Source organism: Terrimonas alba, from assembly GCF_042434975.1.
Taxonomy (GTDB): domain Bacteria; phylum Bacteroidota; class Bacteroidia; order Chitinophagales; family Chitinophagaceae; genus Terrimonas_B; species Terrimonas_B alba.
Genome location: NZ_JBHMQM010000001.1, coordinates 445,054 through 462,111 on the forward strand (window position 1 = coordinate 445,054; position 17,058 = coordinate 462,111).

Annotated in this window: 16 protein-coding genes and 5 tRNA genes; 4 read left to right on the forward strand and 17 right to left on the reverse strand. The window is 39.5% G+C overall.

Annotation, left to right across the window (positions count from 1 at the left end; all coding sequences use genetic code 11):
- Positions 1-2: 2 nt before the first annotated feature.
- The 17 genes from ACFEL9_RS01880 to rpsU all read right to left on the reverse strand — a co-directional run bounded on the left by ACFEL9_RS01880 (position 3) and on the right by rpsU (position 12,785).
- Positions 3-3,149: a SusC/RagA family TonB-linked outer membrane protein gene (locus ACFEL9_RS01880; protein WP_385885633.1), complete on the reverse strand. Its 3,147-nt coding sequence runs from the start codon at positions 3,147-3,149 to the stop codon at positions 3-5.
- A gap of 342 nt (positions 3,150-3,491) precedes the next feature.
- Complete coding sequence (gene rplL / locus ACFEL9_RS01885; protein WP_385885635.1) at positions 3,492-3,866, reverse strand: 50S ribosomal protein L7/L12; 375 nt, start codon at positions 3,864-3,866, stop codon at positions 3,492-3,494.
- Between the two features lie 116 nt (positions 3,867-3,982).
- Entirely contained in the window at positions 3,983-4,504 is a 522-nt protein-coding gene (gene rplJ, locus ACFEL9_RS01890) for a 50S ribosomal protein L10 (protein ID WP_385885637.1), read from the reverse strand.
- Positions 4,505-4,532: 28 nt separating this feature from the next.
- The gene (gene rplA, locus ACFEL9_RS01895; RefSeq protein ID WP_385885639.1) at positions 4,533-5,228 is read right to left on the reverse strand and encodes a 50S ribosomal protein L1; all 696 of its coding nucleotides are present in this window, start codon (positions 5,226-5,228) and stop codon (positions 4,533-4,535) included.
- Positions 5,229-5,253: 25 nt separating this feature from the next.
- A complete protein-coding gene (rplK, locus tag ACFEL9_RS01900; RefSeq protein ID WP_385885641.1) occupies positions 5,254-5,697 on the reverse strand; it encodes a 50S ribosomal protein L11 in 444 nt (147 codons plus the stop codon).
- Between the two features lie 229 nt (positions 5,698-5,926).
- On the reverse strand, positions 5,927-7,690 hold the full coding sequence (locus ACFEL9_RS01905; protein ID WP_385885643.1) for an LTA synthase family protein: 1,764 nt from the start codon (positions 7,688-7,690) through the stop codon (positions 5,927-5,929).
- 142 nt (positions 7,691-7,832) lie between these two features.
- Positions 7,833-8,414, reverse strand: coding sequence for a transcription termination/antitermination protein NusG (gene nusG, locus ACFEL9_RS01910; protein ID WP_276500649.1), 582 nt, complete (start codon positions 8,412-8,414; stop codon positions 7,833-7,835).
- On the reverse strand, positions 8,414-8,611 hold the full coding sequence (secE, locus tag ACFEL9_RS01915) for a preprotein translocase subunit SecE (protein WP_385885645.1): 198 nt from the start codon (positions 8,609-8,611) through the stop codon (positions 8,414-8,416). Before secE ends, nusG begins: the two co-directional genes overlap by 1 nt.
- A gap of 99 nt (positions 8,612-8,710) precedes the next feature.
- Positions 8,711-8,781, reverse strand: a tRNA-Trp gene (locus tag ACFEL9_RS01920).
- A 122-nt stretch (positions 8,782-8,903) separates the two neighbouring features.
- Entirely contained in the window at positions 8,904-10,091 is a 1,188-nt protein-coding gene (tuf, locus tag ACFEL9_RS01925) for an elongation factor Tu (RefSeq protein ID WP_385885647.1), read from the reverse strand.
- 176 nt (positions 10,092-10,267) lie between these two features.
- A tRNA-Thr gene (locus ACFEL9_RS01930) sits at positions 10,268-10,339 on the reverse strand.
- 78 nt (positions 10,340-10,417) lie between these two features.
- Positions 10,418-10,490: transfer RNA gene (locus ACFEL9_RS01935), tRNA-Gly, on the reverse strand.
- 66 nt (positions 10,491-10,556) lie between these two features.
- Positions 10,557-10,639, reverse strand: a tRNA-Tyr gene (locus ACFEL9_RS01940).
- Positions 10,640-10,748: 109 nt separating this feature from the next.
- A tRNA-Thr gene (locus ACFEL9_RS01945) sits at positions 10,749-10,821 on the reverse strand.
- Between the two features lie 319 nt (positions 10,822-11,140).
- Entirely contained in the window at positions 11,141-11,440 is a 300-nt protein-coding gene (locus tag ACFEL9_RS01950; RefSeq protein ID WP_276500646.1) for an HPF/RaiA family ribosome-associated protein, read from the reverse strand.
- Between the two features lie 159 nt (positions 11,441-11,599).
- Positions 11,600-12,499: a tyrosine-type recombinase/integrase gene (locus ACFEL9_RS01955; RefSeq protein WP_385885649.1), complete on the reverse strand. Its 900-nt coding sequence runs from the start codon at positions 12,497-12,499 to the stop codon at positions 11,600-11,602.
- A gap of 88 nt (positions 12,500-12,587) precedes the next feature.
- Positions 12,588-12,785: a 30S ribosomal protein S21 gene (gene rpsU / locus ACFEL9_RS01960; RefSeq protein ID WP_276500644.1), complete on the reverse strand. Its 198-nt coding sequence runs from the start codon at positions 12,783-12,785 to the stop codon at positions 12,588-12,590.
- Between the two features lie 181 nt (positions 12,786-12,966).
- On the opposite strand from rpsU, the gene ACFEL9_RS01965 reads away from it, so the two are divergent.
- From ACFEL9_RS01965 to ACFEL9_RS01980, 4 genes are all read left to right on the forward strand, one after another.
- On the forward strand, positions 12,967-13,560 hold the full coding sequence (locus ACFEL9_RS01965; protein ID WP_385885651.1) for a riboflavin synthase: 594 nt from the start codon (positions 12,967-12,969) through the stop codon (positions 13,558-13,560).
- 11 nt (positions 13,561-13,571) lie between these two features.
- Positions 13,572-14,726, forward strand: a complete 1,155-nt coding sequence (locus ACFEL9_RS01970) for a glycosyltransferase family 39 protein (protein WP_385885653.1) — start codon at positions 13,572-13,574, stop codon at positions 14,724-14,726.
- Entirely contained in the window at positions 14,713-15,225 is a 513-nt protein-coding gene (locus tag ACFEL9_RS01975; RefSeq protein ID WP_385885655.1) for a class I SAM-dependent methyltransferase, read from the forward strand. The genes ACFEL9_RS01970 and ACFEL9_RS01975 overlap by 14 nt, the downstream gene beginning before the upstream one ends.
- A gap of 559 nt (positions 15,226-15,784) precedes the next feature.
- Positions 15,785-16,969: a sulfatase-like hydrolase/transferase gene (locus ACFEL9_RS01980; protein ID WP_385885657.1), complete on the forward strand. Its 1,185-nt coding sequence runs from the start codon at positions 15,785-15,787 to the stop codon at positions 16,967-16,969.
- Positions 16,970-17,058: the final 89 nt, after the last annotated feature.

Below are 17,058 nucleotides of genomic sequence, written 5' to 3' on the forward strand. Positions count from 1 at the left end.
GATTATAATCCTACGTTAATCCCCAACATATAAAGAGTCGGTTTGGGGTAGCTATGCCAAAACATGCCTTGCGAGAAGACATTCCTTCCGTCATCTGCATAACCGCCGGTAGGAGTTGCTTCAGGATCTCCATTCAGGTCATCATAAGTGATGATGAAAAGATTTTGAACAGATGCATAGATCCTAATTCTTTCAAGACTTAATTTATTGACGAGGTTTAAGGGTAAGTTATAACTCAATAAAATGTTTTTGCCGCGAATGAAAGAACCGTCTTTGATCCAACGTGTGTCTACATTAGTAACATATCCCGCTCTTGTATCCCGTAATTGGGCAATTGGCGTATTTTGATTTTTCGGTGTCCATGCGTTCAGGACTGTTTTATAACTGTTAGCAAGGGAGACCCTGTCTTCACTTGAGTGCGATGTCATATCGAGTATATCATTTCCAAAGGAATATTGCAATTCAAACAATAACCCAAAATTCCGATAACGAAAATTATTATTAAACGCACCAAAGGCCTTTGGACTTCCATTTCCGATAATCATCCTGTCTGCATCAGTGATCTTGTAATCCCCATTTACATCCAGGTATTTTATATCACCGGGCAGAATTGTTAAATTATTCCGATAGCTTGTAAATTTTGCTGCTTCAGCTGCTTCGGCTTCACTCCATGTCCCTAGCCGTACAAGACCCCAAAAAGAACCAGCAGCCTCTCCGATTCGAATGATATTTGTAGGATTGGTAAAATTCGCACCCCCTACATTGAAAATGTCGGCAGGTGTTGCGAGCGAAAGGACCTTATTCCTGTTCATCGACATATTGAGGGTAGAAGACCAACTGAAATCTTTCTTGTCAATGACAACCCCGGTTAATGCAAGTTCGAGGCCCTTGTTTTCCATAGACCCTACGTTCTTCCTGATCACAGCATAACCGCTTGTGCGTGGGACTGGCGCATCGAGCAGCATGTCTGTAGTTTTTCTATAGTATAGGTCTGCTTCAAGAGTGATTCGATTTTTCAACAATCCTAACTCTACGCCAAAATCCGTTTGAGCAGTTTTTTCCCATTTTAAATTCGGGTTGGCTAACCTGTTCACACCTGTTCCTCCCACCCGCGCATTGTTAATAACCGCGGCGTAGTTTGAACTTAAAAGGGATAGCGAAGAATAAGGCGGTATTTCTGAGTTACCAGTTAAGCCATAACTTGTACGTACTTTCAAACTTGAGATCACGGGATGTCCTTTCAGGAAATCTTCTTCGGAAACTCTCCAGGCCAATGCTGCAGAAGGGAAGAACGCATATTTATGATTTTCTCCAAATTTGGATGAGCCATCCATACGACCTGTAAAAGTCACTAAATACTTTTCTTTTAAAGTGTAGTTGATCCTTCCGAAATAAGAATTGAACGCAAACTCTGAAGCGTTGGAAGAAGCGCTGGGATTAGTACTTCCTGCTCCCAGGTTATTATAAGAAAAGTAATCAGTTGAAAAATTTTCTATCCTCGCACCACTGCTGAAAAAGTTTGTATGTTGCCAGGAAAGTCCCAACAATGCATTGATCGAATGAATTTCGTTAATGTGTTTGTTATAAGTAAAGTAGTTTTCAAGCGACCAAAATGTTTCTTTCCGGTTGTTCGAAAGAGCAATTCCCCTTTGGTTTCTTGCCAACGTGCGGCTCTCGGATCCATTATTTTCCTGGCTTATGATATTAGCTCCTAAAACCGTTCGCATTTCCAGGCCCTTAGCGAGATTAATATTCGAATAAAAGCTACCCAATGTTGTTTGTGTATTCAAGATAAACCTTGTATCTGTTACGCGGTGCACTACGTTATCACGTCCTTCCGCATTGGGATAGTTTCTATTATCAGCCCAGGTACCGTCTGGATACTTTACAGGAAGAAAAGGAAAATCTTCTACGATGCTACGGTTTACCTGGTCACTTTGATCGATTATATTTTCAGACTGATTCGTATAGCTAAGGGTTCCTCCTATTTTTAACCATGCCTTGATTTGATCATCAAAAGAAAACCTGGCTGAATATCTTTTTAGATAAGAAGTAAGAATAAGTCCCTGGTCATTACGATATCCGAGAGAAACAGAGTAATTACTATGGTCATTGCCCCCGGAGAAACCTAACTGCTGGTTATTGGAAAGTTTGTTCTGGGTAGCTTCCTTCAGCCAGTCGGTATCATAGTAAGGATTGCCGTTTGCATCGAAAAGCCTTGGGTCTGTCCTGGCAAGTGCAGGGTTTCTTCCAACATACTTACCTGCCGCCCAACCTGCCGGATCAAACTTTTCCATATTCCTGTAAGCTTCGTCTTCAACAGCTAAAAATTCTTTTGCATTTAAGACTTTTGCTCTAATGGGTCCGATTGTTGGTACACTAAAATCTGCATCATAGGTGACCTTTCCGCCACCAGCTTTACCTCTTTTGGTGGTCACGAGAATCACCCCATTCGCACCCCTGGCGCCATATATCGCGGTAGATGAAGCATCTTTCAAAACTTCAACAGATATGATATCATTTGGATTAATATAGTCGATTGCCTGGCTCGCCTGTGCCTGGTTACCCATAGGTATCATCACCCCATCGATAACATATAATGGATTATTGGAAGAGTTGATCGAACTAAATCCACGAATCCGGACATTCGTTCTTCCTCCAGGCCGGCCTGAGTTTGAATTGACCTGTACACCAGTAACCCTCCCGGCCAAAGCCTGGCTCAAGGACGATGCAGGACGTTCATGCAATTGTGAAGCTTTAACTGTACTCACCGAACCAGTAAGATCTGACTTACGGCGTGTACCGTAACCAATCACTACCACATCTTGCAAGGATTCAGATCCGGCGACCAGATTGACATTCAAAATGGTTGAAGAACCAATCTCAACTTCTTTGTCATTATACCCAACAAAAGAAACAATGAGCGCCGAAACTGATGCAGGTACCTGAATGCTAAAACTTCCATCGTCTTTTGTTTGAGTGCTAATGGTTGATCCTTTAGCATTGACCGTGGCACCCTCTAATGGTGAATTGTCCTTGCCCGTTACCTTGCCGCTAATTGTTTTAGACTGAGAATAACCCGAATAAACAAAACAAAGTGAGAGTAAACCGCATAGGAGCAGCTTGAAAAGAGAGAGATCTTTTTTCATACGCAAGTTTTTTTTAGTTGTGTTATAAAAACGTCAATCGCTTAGTCAACAAAACAGGTGCTACAGTATTTGCTGACTCTTTGCACTCATGATGATGGTTGAGAAGGGTATCCCGGATATACCTGGATAGGCTTGTAATACTAGCTAGAATCTGGAGTCAAATTATAGAACAAAAACGATTTAGCAAAAAATAACTTAACACTTCTCTATTATTTTTTTGTTTGCAAGAATGTGCAGGTTTTTTTCTTACATGAGGTGCTAACTGAGTTCTGAACTATATCGTGAAATAAAAAAACCCTTAGCAATCGCTAAGGGTTTCCCTGTTTTATGCTTTAAAATAATTTAAGCAATTTCAACTTCAGCACCTGCTTCTTTTAGCTTAGCTGCGATATCATCAGCTTCTGCTTTAGAAACACCTTCTTTTAATGCTTTTGGTGCACCATCAACCAGGTCTTTCGCTTCTTTCAAACCTAAACCAGTCAAATCTTTTACGATTTTAACTACGTTCAGTTTAGAAGCACCTGCGCTTTTCAGGATCACATTGAATGCAGTTTTTTCTTCAACTGCTGCTGCGCCACCTTCACCACCTGCTGCAACTACAACTGCTGCTGCTGCCGGTTCGATGCCGTATTCTGATTTTAAGAAATCAGCTAATTCCTGAACTTCTTTTACTGTTAAGCCTACGAGGCTTTCTGCTAATGCTTTTACGTCTGCCATTTTGTTTAAATTTTTACCGTCTTCACTGCTTAGGATTAGCTCCGACGGAGTTATTAAAAAAATTTGTTGCTGCCTTTACTTTTTTACCATCCGGCCGGGTAGAGTATTGAATAAAATTATTCTGCTGTAGCTTCAGCTCCGCCGGTTTTCTGCTCGTGATGGTGCAATAAAGCAGCCAATACACGTTTAGCAGGAGATTGCAACAAGCCGATAACTTCACCAATAAGCTCATTCTTCGTTTTAATCTGGGTAAGAGCTTTCAGGCTAGTATCACCAGTGTATATATCACCATTGATGAAAGCCGCTTTCAGTTCTGGTTTCTCGCCATTGTTTGCCTTACGGAAAGAACTAAGAATGAGCGCAGGCTCCTTAGGATTTTCAGAAAATAACAAAGCTGTTACTTTATGCAGAGAGTCATACACACCTGAATACTTCTCGCTGTCCAAAGATTCAAGAGCTTTTTTGATTAAAGTGTTTTTAGCCACTTTCATTTCCACCTTCTTGTCGAAACAAGCATGGCGCAATTTGCCCACTTGCGCAACAGTCAGTGATTCTGTATCTGTAACATAGAAGTTGTTATATTGAGAGAACTTGCCTTTCAGCAGTTCAATCACTTCATTTTTTTGATCTTTTGTCATGATAGTAATTTTTTAATCACTTATTGATTTAGTGAACAAATGCTTTTGTGTCAATAGCAATACCAGGGCTCATTGAACTGGCCATGCTGATTCCTCTCATGTAAATACCTTTCGCTGTAGAAGGTTTTGCTTTGATAATTGCGTTCAGCAATTCCTGGCTGTTTTCAGCGATCTTTTCAGGGCTGAAACTTACACGACCGATTGAAGCATGAATGATACCGACTTTATCAACCTTAAAAGCAATCTTACCACCTTTTACTTCATTTACAGCATTAGCTACGTCATTAGTAACCGTACCTGTCTTCGGGTTTGGCATCAGGTTACGTGGACCTAATACTTTACCCAGCTTACCGATCTTAGGCATTACTGATGGAGTAGCGATGATAACATCTACATCTACCCAACCGCCTTCGATCTTTGTTACAAATTCATCCAGGCCAACGAAGTCAGCGCCGGCTGATTTTGCTTCAGCTTCTTTATCAGGAGTGCAAAGCACTAATACTTTTTTTGTCTTACCAGTTCCGTGAGGAAGAGTAACTGTTCCGCGGATAGCCTGGTCAGCCTTTTTAGGATCAACACCCAAACGCACATGCAGATCTACCGATGCATCAAATTTGCAGGTAGAAATTTCTTTTACGAGAGTAGACGCTTCTTTTAATGAATAAGCTTTGTTTTTATCCACCTTTGCGTTTACAACTTTTCTTTTTTTACTGATGAATGCCATTGTAATTCGTTTTTAATTCTTTGAATTAGTTTTCCCAGGGAGCTTTACCTTCTACATTCAGTCCCATGCTGCGGGCTGTACCAGCTACCATTTTCATGGCACTCTCTACAGTAAAGCAGTTAAGGTCAGGCATCTTATCTTTTGCGATTGCCTCTACCTGGGTCCAGGTTACTTTACCTACTTTGTTGCGGTTGCTCTCTTTGGAACCTTTTTGAATTTTTGCGGCTTCCATCAGCTGAATAGCTGCAGGAGGTGTTTTGATTACAAAATCAAAACTTTTGTCAGTATAAACTGTGAGTAATACGGGAAGCACTTTTCCCATTTTGTCCTGAGTTCTTGCGTTGAACTGCTTGCAAAATTCCATGATGTTAACACCTTTGGAACCTAATGCAGGACCGATCGGAGGTGCAGGATTGGCCTGGCCACCCTTGCACTGTAGCTTTACATAGCCAGAGATTTCTTTTGCCATTTTTCTTTGATTTATTGGTTCAAGCGTTCCGACTGTAAACGTCGGAACTCCCAAATTCCTCATTCCGCCAATTGGCGGATGTCTAAAGAACTAATTGGGGCGGCGAAGGTAGGCGTAAAAAATGGTTTAGAAAAGGCTTTTTAAGAAAAAGATATTCCATATATAAAGCCTGATTCACGATCATATCAAGATCCCCTTGTTAATCAACAATATGTATTACTAAAAGCATCTATTTTTTTAAAAAATCATCATAAACAAACTGCATCATCGCCTGCCCGGCCTTTGTTCCATTTTCAGAAATTCTGCCTTCGGATAAAATAGGACGTTTGCCGACATTGTCATACACCAGTCTTCCTGTTGAATCTACAAAACCAAAACCGTCATTGAAAGAAAAAAAGGCCCAGGCCTTTGCGGATGTGTCCAGCACATTTTTGCTAAACGGAAAAGCCACTGTATCCAATCCAGTCTGTGAGGATAGGGTCGCTGCTATGTCGAGTTGGGACATTACCTTATCAATGATAACACCGGTTTTGTTCAAAGCCCCTCCTATCCAAAGCATGGGTGTTCTAAAATCCTGTGCTTTGTTCTTGCTTTCCGGAAGGGGATGCCCGTGATCACCTGTAATGATAATAATAGTATTGCTCCACCAGGGTTGCACTTTACATTTTGCAATAAAATCATTTATAACCTGGTCGGTATAATGTATTGCGTTTAGAAACTTTGTTGTGTTGCCACTTCCTGCAAAAACAGGGGGCACCGGTGTCTCAAAAGGTTCATGACTTGTTAGTGTGAGCCAGGTCGCAAAAAAAGGTTGTTTCGTTTTATTCAAATCCGCAAAGACGCGGCTCATTACCACACCGTCATGAGCTCCCCATTTGGAATTCATGTCCTTTTCGCCGAAATCATCCTTTCCAACGATTGGATCAAACCCGGCTGTAAGTAAGTAAGATTTAATATTGGCAAACTCTGGCTCTCCGCCATAAAAGAATGGTGTGCTATATCCTTTTTCCTTAAACAATTTTGACAGCACTTCTAATTTTTGAGATTTACCCGGCGAATGAATGACGGTAGTATTGGGCATGGCGGGATAGCCACTCAATATGGCAGGAATACCTTTATTCGTTCTATCACCGCTTGCATATAAATTGCTAAAGTAAATCCCTTCCTTTTTAAGCCGGTTAAATTGCGGCGTAACTTCCTTATTATCGATTGAAATATGCAAAGCCTTTTCAGTAAAGCTTTCCCAAATAATGACGATAATATTTAATGGGTCCCCAGGAGAAACATTGACGACTTTTTCTGTCTTAGAGCTATGATTATATAAGCTGTCGGTGATCCGCTTTACTTCCTGCGCTGACAAGTATTGATAAGGATTTTTTCCGGAAGAGCCTTTGCTGGTAAGACTATGTAAAAAATTCCACGATGCATTAATAGCAGAATGGTTGGCAAAATTGTTAGTGGAAAAATAGACGCTGCTTTGATTGATAGGCGCCAGTTGCAGACCACCTCTCATCGGAATGATCAGGCAGCCCATCAATAACAACACCAATCCCGCAGTAACAAACTTGAATTTATTTTGTTGCTGAAAGAATGTGCTCTTTAGTATATACCTGAAACAGAAATAAAATAATCCATAGCAAATAAGAAATATAACCGTAAGAAAGAAAAGCGGCAGGTGACTAATTGAAGCAAAGGCTTCCTTCGGATTTGCCACGAATTTCAAAGGTGTTGTATCCATTCTGAATCCCCATTGCTTATATACTTCAAGATCAAAAAAAGATATCAAAGCCACCAGTAGCAGCATAATGAAGGTATATACCCGGTAGATCAAAAGCCGCCTGAAAAAATGAATAAAAAGACTAAGCAATACAAACAGGCAAACGGGGGCGAGAATATAAGCTGCCACTGCCAAATCCATTCTAGCTCCAAACCATAGTGATGAAAGTATTGTCGGAAAAGAAAGAAGGCTGGCTTTATCAAAATGATAAAGCATGAATACAATTCGTAGCAGCTCAAAAAAAATGACCCAGCTAAGAAAGTAAATAAGCAGAAATTTAAATTTTGCCCTCATGCTTGTATAATCATAAAAGCCACCCACAAATGCGGATGGCTTTCGTAAGAAAATTATTATTAGTTTAAGAAAGTTTCTCGACTTGCATATAATTCAGTTCAACAGGAGTAGAGCGGCCAAATATTTTCACTGTTACCTTCAATTTCTTCTTTTCATCGTTCACATCTTCGATCACACCGTTAAAGTCATTGAATGGCCCCTCGATGATCTTAATTGTTTCGCCTACGATGAAAGGCTCACTCATGCTGATACCACCGGCTTCTGCCATCTCGTCCATCTTACCCAGCATTTTGTTTACCTCAGCCTTGCGGAGGGCAATTGGATTTTCCTTTCCTAAAAAATGAATAACGCTATTGGTGTTTTTAATGGTATCTCTCAAATCATCACTCAACTTTCCTTCTAACACTTCAATCATTACATAACCCGGATAATAGTTCCGCTCACGCATTACCTTCTTACCATTCACCACTTTGTAGACCTTCTCCACCGGCAGGAAAACTTGCTTTACCACCTCGCTCCAGCCACCTCTTGAAATTTCTTTATCAAGATATTCCTTGACCTTGCGCTCCTTGCCACTCACCACCCGAAGCACAAACCACTTCGATTCCTGCTGCTTATTTTCCGTATTATTGGTAGTTGCTTCCATTAGTTAAAAAATTGGTTGTAAATAAACTTCAAAGCACCACCCGCTACAAAGTCCATCAGCGAAACAAGAGCAGTAATCACCAATGTCGATACCAATACGATCATGGTTGATTGCTGAAGTTGGTCCCAGTTTGGCCAGGTCACTTTTTCAGTCAGCTCTTTGTACGACTCTTTAAAATAAGTTGTTATTTTATTCATTTTTCAAAGTTGAAAATCCTCGCCATGGGCGGGATTGTTTCGAAACTGCGCAGCTTGAAAATCAGGCTTTAAAGTTAAGCTCATTTTCAAATTATCCTGCACGGGCACTAGGATTCGAACCCAGATCAAAGGTTTTGGAGACCCGTATGCTACCGTTGCACCATGCCCGTAGAAAGCTAAAAGCTATTCCGTGTTACCGAAACAGCTTTTAGCATATATGTCGCAAAGATATAAAAATCTTTTGCAAAGCCTAACGGCTCGTAGCTAAAAGCTCGGAGCTCGCAGCTTTCTCTTATTTAATGATCTCAGTTACCTGACCTGCACCTACTGTACGACCACCTTCACGGATAGCGAATTTCAAACCTTTCTCCATCGCGATTGGCTGGATCAGTTTTACAGTAAGAGAAGTGTTATCACCAGGCATTACCATCTCAGTACCAGGATTCAGTTCAACTTCACCGGTTACGTCAGTTGTACGGAAGTAAAACTGGGGGCGGTATTTTTGGAAGAATGGAGTGTGACGACCACCCTCATCTTTGCTCAATACGTAAACTTCGCATTTGAACTCAGTATGAGGAGTGATAGAACCTGGCTTACAGATAACCATACCACGACGGATTTGAGTTTTCTCAATACCACGTAATAACAGACCTGCGTTGTCACCAGCTTCCCCTTCATCCAACAATTTGCGGAACATTTCCACACCTGTTACAGTTGAAGTAAGTGGTGTTTCCTGTAAACCTACAATTTCAACACCCTCACCCACTTTGATACGACCTCTTTCGATACGACCAGTAGCAACTGTACCACGACCTGTAATTGAGAATACATCCTCAACAGACATCAGGAACGGAAGATCAACCGGACGAGGAGGCAATGGAATGTAAGTATCAACTGCATCCATCAACTCAGTAATAGCACCCACCCATTTTTCTTCACCAGCTAATGCGCCGGTTGCAGAACCTTTGATGATTGGAGTATTGTCACCATCAAAACCACGTTTTGTCAACTCATCACGGATTTCCATTTCAACAAGATCCAGCAGTTCAGGATCATCAACCAGGTCAACTTTATTCATAAACACAACCATACGGGGTACACCTACCTGGCGAGCCAGCAGGATGTGTTCTTTTGTTTGAGGCATAGGACCATCAGTAGCAGCCACAACCAGGATAGCGCCGTCCATTTGAGCAGCACCAGTAATCATGTTCTTAACATAGTCAGCGTGACCAGGACAATCAACGTGAGCATAGTGACGAGAGTCTGTTTGATACTCAACGTGAGCAGTATTGATCGTGATACCCCTTTCTTTTTCTTCAGGAGCTCCATCAATTTCATCATATTTTTTTGCTGTCGCCAAGCCTTTTTTAGAAAGGATCTCTGTAATAGCGGCAGTCAAAGTGGTCTTACCATGGTCAACGTGACCAATCGTACCAATGTTTACGTGGGGTTTGTCCCTCTTAAAGGTCTCTTTTGACATTGTTATCGGTTTTTAGTTGTGTTTCTAATTTTTGTTTCTATTTATGTAGTCAGCGACAGCAAACCTATCATCTCCTGTTGCGTCGCACACTTCATCTTTCAGTCCTCTATTCATCATTTTTGTAAGCTCTTTTCATCCCTGGCTTACCGAAGCCTGCCTGTCGGCAGACAGGGATGAGCCGTTGATGAGAATTGAACTCACGACCTCTTCCTTACCAAGGAAGTGCTCTACCACTGAGCTACAACGGCTGGTTAAGTCATTGAAGTCAGCGAGTCAAATAAGCCGGATCCAATGACCTTTTGACCAATTTGACTGCTCTTCCTGAGAGCGGGAGACGAGGCTCGAACTCGCCACCTATAGCTTGGAAGGCTATCGCTCTACCAAATGAGCTACTCCCGCTTAACCGGCATTGATACCGGTGAAAAACTTAAACCGGAACCAGGGTTCCGGGTCTGCAAAGAACTGTGGGCAGAGAAGGATTCGAACCTCCGTACTCCGAAGAGAACAGATTTACAGTCTGTCGCCTTTAGCCACTCGGCCATCTGCCCATGAGTAAGGAATTTCGTCCAAAACTCCGAGCCACTTGTCGGAATCGGACCAATGACCTTCCCGATTTCATATCGGGATGCTCTACTGTCAATTCCTAAATTGGCTGCGAGCCACTTGTCGGAATCGAACCAACGACCTACTGATTACAAATCAGTTGCTCTACCAGCTGAGCTAAAGTGGCGTTATTTAATGTTATGGAAACTGATTCGATGCCATAACGATATATTTACAAAGAACTACCCCTAAAATTTTAGGAAGGCAAAGGTAAGGGAATTTGATAATTGCAAAAATTTTGCACACGGAATTTTTTATTTGTTTTCAGCAAGTTGCATGCCCTTCGAAATTGACTTGAAGTAATTGACCTCACCAACATTCATCAATGCATTTACCGATGATAAGATTATAGATTAAAATGAGCCAATGATTTTTCCGATAAAAGGTTACCTGCTTTTCAGAGAGGGTGCAAATAAAAAAGACCTCCGGGGAGGTCTTCTAATTTTTTAGGCGGCTTGCTTTTCTTTTTTTCGTTTTATTTGGTTGACGATAGAATCAAAGGCATCGTCAAAAGATTCTTCAAATGATTTGCTGGTTGATTTAACAAAGAACTCGTGGCGTGGTACATGGATTCTAATTTCAGCTATCTTGTCTTTAATGTTATGAACTACATTGTCCAACTTCAGAAACACATTTACCTTGATGATGCGGTCATGGAAGGTGTTTAATTTTTCCAGTTTTCGGTTTACATAATCAATCAACCTTATGTCCGCATCAAATCGAACAGTTTGAATGTTTACATTCATAGTCGTCACATTTTAACGGTGAAATAATAAATAAAGAGCTTATAATAAGATTGGAAATTTATTGCATATTTTATTGCTTTTGTGGTTAATATGAAGTTACGCCAAAATGAAAAAAAACCAAACTATTCCTTATGAAATTTATTGTTTGATTCCGATATTTTAAGATTTGGGATGAGCCTTCTTATGAACGTCCTTTAGCTTCTCAATCGTGTTGTGAGTATATACCTGTGTCGCAGCGAGACTGGCATGACCAAGCAGTTCTTTAACCGCATTCAGATCTGCTCCATTATTCATGAGGTGGGTAGCAAAACTGTGACGTAGCACATGGGGACTTTTTTTATCGAGTGTGCTGGCCTGTGAAAGGTATTTATTAACCAACAGCCAGGCGTATTTGGGATATAATTTCTTGCCATTTTCTGTTACCAGTAAAAATTCATCAGAATTTTCAAACGTCTTTTTTTTGAGAGCTTTATACTCGTCAATATCCTGCAATAATTCCCTGGCAACCGGGATTATTCGCTCCTTATTTCCCTTTCCAAGCACCCTTACCTGAGATCGTGAAAAATCGAGTTGTTTTTCCTTCAGGTTTATCAATTCACTAAGTCGCATCCCGGTGGCATAAAAAAGACTGATCAGCATTTTGGCATTCAACGTCTTCCAGTCTTCGGTAGCCACACTTAAAGTTTCTAACAATAGTGTCGTCTCTGATTCCTTTGCAAAAACCGGCAACCTTTTCCCAATTTTGGGTGAAATAATATTGGCGGTCGGCACGGTACTGATATTTCCTCTTTTAAGGTGATATTTAAAGAAAGACCGCAGCGTGGAGATTTTTCGGTTGATTGATTTTGGAGTCAGTTTGTCCTCCTTAAGTGAAGCCAGCCAACTGCGTATAATACTGTGAGTTATTGCCGTCAGTCCTGTGTCTCCAAAATTTTTCGCTAGGTATTCAAAAAAAGATTTGATATCAGTCTCGTAAGATATGATGGTATGGGAGGAATATCTTTTCTCGTATTTGAGATAATCAATAAACGACTGAATTTCGGGGGATTCATTTGCCATCATGCTGGTATTGCGATAAAAAAATAGCTACAAAGCAAAAGCTTTGTAGCTATTCAAATTTATCAAAAAATAAACTACTTATTTCTCCTTATTTCTCAATCTTTCCGCTAACAATATTCTGCCTGTAGATTGCTTTAAGCACTTCCCCCCTGCGCTTCACCGAAGGCTTCGTAAAGCTTTGGCGTTCACGGAGTTTCAACAAGGTCTTAGATTTCTCAAACTTTTTCTTGTACTTTTTAAGCGCCTTGTCGATATTTTCGCAATCTTTCGAATCAATAATTAACATAGTATATACCTCCCTGGTATGTTTTTAGGACGGCAAAGATAAGGGAATGTAGATAAGTATAAAATTTTCTGTTCAAAACATTTTAATCAACTCACGGCAAAAAATCTTCATTTCCACAGATTATTGGTTTACAGTTGCTTTCTTTATCCCTCAGTCGATTTCCCTTTCTTAAATTTGCGGAATGTTTACAGGTATCGTCGAATCAACCGCAATTGTCCGGGATGTTATTTCCAACGGTTCCAATAAAACGTTTTGGCTCGAATCGCCATTGGCCAGTGAATTTAAAGTTGACCAGAGTGTCAGCCATAGCGGTGTCTGTCTTACTGTCGAGGAAGTGAACGGCCCATTGTACCATGTAACGGCCATTGATGAAACATTACAAAAAACCAACTTAGCAAACTGGCAGGCAGGTACATTGGTCAACCTGGAGAGGTGTCTTGCTATGAACGGGCGGCTGGATGGACATTTTGTGCAGGGACATGTAGATACGGTTGGTACCTGTGTTAACAGAATTGAAAAAGAAGGCAGTTGGGAGTTTGAAATTCAGTTTCCCGAAAAGTTCGCGGAATTGGTGATCGAAAAGGGGTCTATTTGTATGAATGGCACCAGCCTGACTATCTTTAATGTGGGTGTTAACAGATTTACAGTGGCAATTATTCCATTCACTTTTGAACATACTAATATCAGCCAGTTACTGCCAGGTGATATTGTTAATTTGGAATTTGATATGGTTGGGAAGTATATAAACCGGAAATTATCTCTGTCGACAATTTAAAATCCGCCTCAATGAATGGCTTTTTAAAAAAACTTCATCACTCAGTTAAATCTCGTCCCCTCTTTTACATTTTCCTGATTTTTTTTACAGTCCAATTGATCCTCTACTACAAAATTGGAATCTTTTCAGATCTTGAAGCAAAAAAGTATATTATCCAAGGCAACCTATTATTCGAAACTGGCAAATTAGGTGAAACTAAATACATCTTTTACCTACCTGTGATCTTACTCGTATTTTTATGCCGACTGCTAAACACATCGTTTCATCTGATCATAATTGTTCAGGTGCTTTTATCTGGGGTATCGCTTTGGAGCTTTTATAAATTGGGTAAATATATCTTTAATGAGAGCGTCGCATTTTATGCTTGTATCCTTTTGGCGTTTTTCTTTCCTCTACAAAGCTGGAATTTCTATCTGTATTCGGATTCAATTTTTATTAGCCTCACCTTAATTTATACTTATATTGTATACAAAAACAGTTCTAAGGGAATAAGGGGTACTGCTATCATTTTATCATTTTTGATATTGTTGTTTTTTTGCAGACCACATGGTTTGCTATTTATACCTCCAACCATTTTGTACTTATTATTAAGAAATCAGTCGAGGATTTTATTTTTTTTCAGCCTTATGTTTTGTTTGTGCTTATTAGGCGGTATGTACTTACTTTTAAACACTGCATTTACAGGAGGTGAAGACATGAATGCTATGAAGCCTTTTTTAGAGGAACATGTGATCTGTTTTGTACCATTGAAACCTGAAGGAGCTATCTTGGATTTCGTAAAGACGAATAATCCGGTAAATGATATTTTTTATTACATATTTCACAATCCGCTTCATTTTCTCAGGTTAATGTTTCTGAAACTTGCGTCATTTTTTAATATGACCAGGAGTTATTACTCACCTTCCCATAATTTATTTTTAAGCCTGTACATATTCCCCATATATATCTTAGGATTAACTGGATTATATTACTTTATCAAACCTTTGAAAAATTTTAAAATATTTCTATTCGCCCTGTTATTATTGTATCCATTAGGGGCGACATTTCAATGTGACGACTGGCACAGCAGATTTACAATGGTAATATTTCCTTATGTTATACATTTGGCAGTATTTGGACTTTATAAGATAATCACCTTACGAACGAAAAAACATGAGCTATTTTAAAAATATTTTTACAACAGGTGCGCTAGCTAAAACTCCTTCGAGAGTTTTAAAAAAAATTGCCAAGGCTGCGGACCTACCTAATCTAAAAATGGTCGTTGAACTAGGCGCTGGCAAAGGAGAAATTACAAAAAACTTGGTTAAGAGGCTAGAAAGCGATTGCCGATATGCCGCTTTTGAAATAAACAATGACTTTGCTGCTGAATTAAAAAGAAAATTTCCTCAAATTGACGTGTACGAGGAAGACGCCTTGAATTTTACTCAATGGGTAAATCAAAACGCCGATTTAGTTATCTGTTCGCTTCCTTTATCATTTTTTGAAAAAAATGAAAGGAGCACTTTACTGGAAAAAATAAAGCAAAATACTGCGCCAGGAGGAAAAGTAGTTATTCTCTTTCATGCATTTTGGATTATCCCGGAACTAAAAGAGGTTTTTCCCCGATATGAATTGATTAGATTATTTCATTTACCCCCTTACTACATTATTACTTATACAAAGTGATCAAATGAAGCTGTTCTCTACTGCTGTTTTTACCCTTGGATGCCTGGTCGTCTTTGTTTTGTGCCACTCTTTTAAATATTCCTATCAACTAGGGTTTTATCATCTCATCTCTTTAACCTTCTTAACACTCATCATTATTTTATTGATACACATATTTAAGTATTGCATAAAAAATATCAATCTTTCCTTTACTCTTTCCAACATCATAGCGGCGGTCTTTTGGGTTTTTCTAGGACTTTTTTACGCCGTTGTAATCGGCAGCAATCATTTCTGGGGCAATACAATCACATTCCAAATATTGAAAAATTATCTCACTTCATTCGATTCCATCCTATCAATACTACCTGTAGAAAAGTGGCTGCTGTTAACAGTCTTAATCCTTTACGTAATTGTTGTTTTCATAAGTTTTTATTTTATCAGGATAAAAAAATCTTTCTTTCAGCGGGCAAGCAATACCCCTTTTAATACTTTTCGAATTAAAAAAATCTTGCTGCTTTCTTTATTGACCATTACAGCCGTTTTTATTATTAGACGGCCAATACTAAAACTGAAAAGAACTATGCACTTTAACCAGGAGCCCCTTTTATATTTCGCCTTGGGTCCGATGTGGGAAACGTATTCTGACCAACTTCTGACATCTACCCATAAAAACTCGGGCGCCGATTTGCAATGCATCAATTCAATAATAAAAAACTCCGCTAAAGACAAGATCGCAATAATTATTTTATTAGATGCGCTTAGAAGTGATCACCTGCCTATGTACGGCTATAACAGGAATACTACTCCATTTCTCGACAGCCTTTATAAAAAGAAGCAACTTATTAAAATCAAAAATTCGTTTTCAACATCTACCAATACGATTGGAGGAATATCAGGCTTGTTTTATTCAAAAGCCTGGGACGATTTCAATTATTCACAGTTGAACATGATGCAATATTTCCAGTTATCTGGATATTCAACTTCCGCATTTTTAACAGGGTATCATTCAGGATGGTACGGCTTGTCCGCAATGTACAGAGGAAATTGTGATAATTTTTACGAAAGCACAAGTGCATATCATACCGCTATTGACGATGATCTTGTAACATTGAGAAAAATTGAAAGCACTCCACTTAAGCCTGGTTCGTTTATCTTCATACACCTTTTATCAACTCATCCTGTTGGAAAAAGAGACCCTGAATTCCGGATTTACAAGCCGGACAAAATTGGTCTTAATACTAATAATAAAGAAGTATTGATCAATAATTATGATAATGGAATTTTGCAGGGTGATTACGTTATCAGGCAAGTCTTCAAGAAATTACAAAAAGAAAATCTTTTGGATAAGGTTACCCTTTTTATAGTTGGAGACCATGGTGATCTCATCGGAGAAGACGGGCTTTATGGCCATAGCACGGGCTTGCATGAAAAGTTGCTGGAAGTGCCGATTTTAATTTATGATAAGGATACTGCCTGGTATAAAGAAAATAGGATTGCATCATTAATTGATATCGCCCCGACCTTGAGTGACAAATTTTTTGGTCATAGCCCATTATGTTGGCAGGGAAAATCCTTGCATACCCAATTTGACATACCTTTTTCCACAAAAGTTTCTGCATCAACCATCAAAACCAATTTGGCAAATGGCTCTATATATTTTACAAGCGACAGCTTAAAACTGGAAATATTTGACAAAACAGGAGAGCTTCAAAAGGTGGCGTTAAAAGTTGATTCGATAAATTGGGAAACGATTTATAAGAAATAAACTTGCAGTTTTAGGTTTTCAAAAATTTCTGTTCAAATAATATTCTTTGTGAGCAAAAAGAAAGTTTTATGACATCTTCTTATACTTCC

Coding starts and splice junctions, on each gene's coding strand:
- secE (WP_385885645.1), bottom strand. CDS start 8,611: ATGAATAAAATAACAACTTATTTTAAAGAGTCGTACAAAGAGCTGACT.
- ACFEL9_RS01980 (WP_385885657.1), top strand. CDS start 15,785: ATGCACTTTAACCAGGAGCCCCTTTTATATTTCGCCTTGGGTCCGATG.
- nusG (WP_276500649.1), bottom strand. CDS start 8,414: ATGGAAGCAACTACCAATAATACGGAAAATAAGCAGCAGGAATCGAAG.
- ACFEL9_RS01950 (WP_276500646.1), bottom strand. CDS start 11,440: ATGAATGTAAACATTCAAACTGTTCGATTTGATGCGGACATAAGGTTG.
- ACFEL9_RS01975 (WP_385885655.1), top strand. CDS start 14,713: ATGAGCTATTTTAAAAATATTTTTACAACAGGTGCGCTAGCTAAAACT.
- rplJ (WP_385885637.1), bottom strand. CDS start 4,504: ATGACAAAAGATCAAAAAAATGAAGTGATTGAACTGCTGAAAGGCAAG.
- ACFEL9_RS01880 (WP_385885633.1), bottom strand. CDS start 3,149: ATGAAAAAAGATCTCTCTCTTTTCAAGCTGCTCCTATGCGGTTTACTC.
- ACFEL9_RS01965 (WP_385885651.1), top strand. CDS start 12,967: ATGTTTACAGGTATCGTCGAATCAACCGCAATTGTCCGGGATGTTATT.
- ACFEL9_RS01970 (WP_385885653.1), top strand. CDS start 13,572: ATGAATGGCTTTTTAAAAAAACTTCATCACTCAGTTAAATCTCGTCCC.
- tuf (WP_385885647.1), bottom strand. CDS start 10,091: ATGTCAAAAGAGACCTTTAAGAGGGACAAACCCCACGTAAACATTGGT.
- ACFEL9_RS01905 (WP_385885643.1), bottom strand. CDS start 7,690: ATGCTTTATCATTTTGATAAAGCCAGCCTTCTTTCTTTTCCGACAATA.
- rpsU (WP_276500644.1), bottom strand. CDS start 12,785: ATGTTAATTATTGATTCGAAAGATTGCGAAAATATCGACAAGGCGCTT.
- ACFEL9_RS01955 (WP_385885649.1), bottom strand. CDS start 12,499: ATGGCAAATGAATCCCCCGAAATTCAGTCGTTTATTGATTATCTCAAA.
- rplA (WP_385885639.1), bottom strand. CDS start 5,228: ATGGCATTCATCAGTAAAAAAAGAAAAGTTGTAAACGCAAAGGTGGAT.
- rplK (WP_385885641.1), bottom strand. CDS start 5,697: ATGGCAAAAGAAATCTCTGGCTATGTAAAGCTACAGTGCAAGGGTGGC.
- rplL (WP_385885635.1), bottom strand. CDS start 3,866: ATGGCAGACGTAAAAGCATTAGCAGAAAGCCTCGTAGGCTTAACAGTA.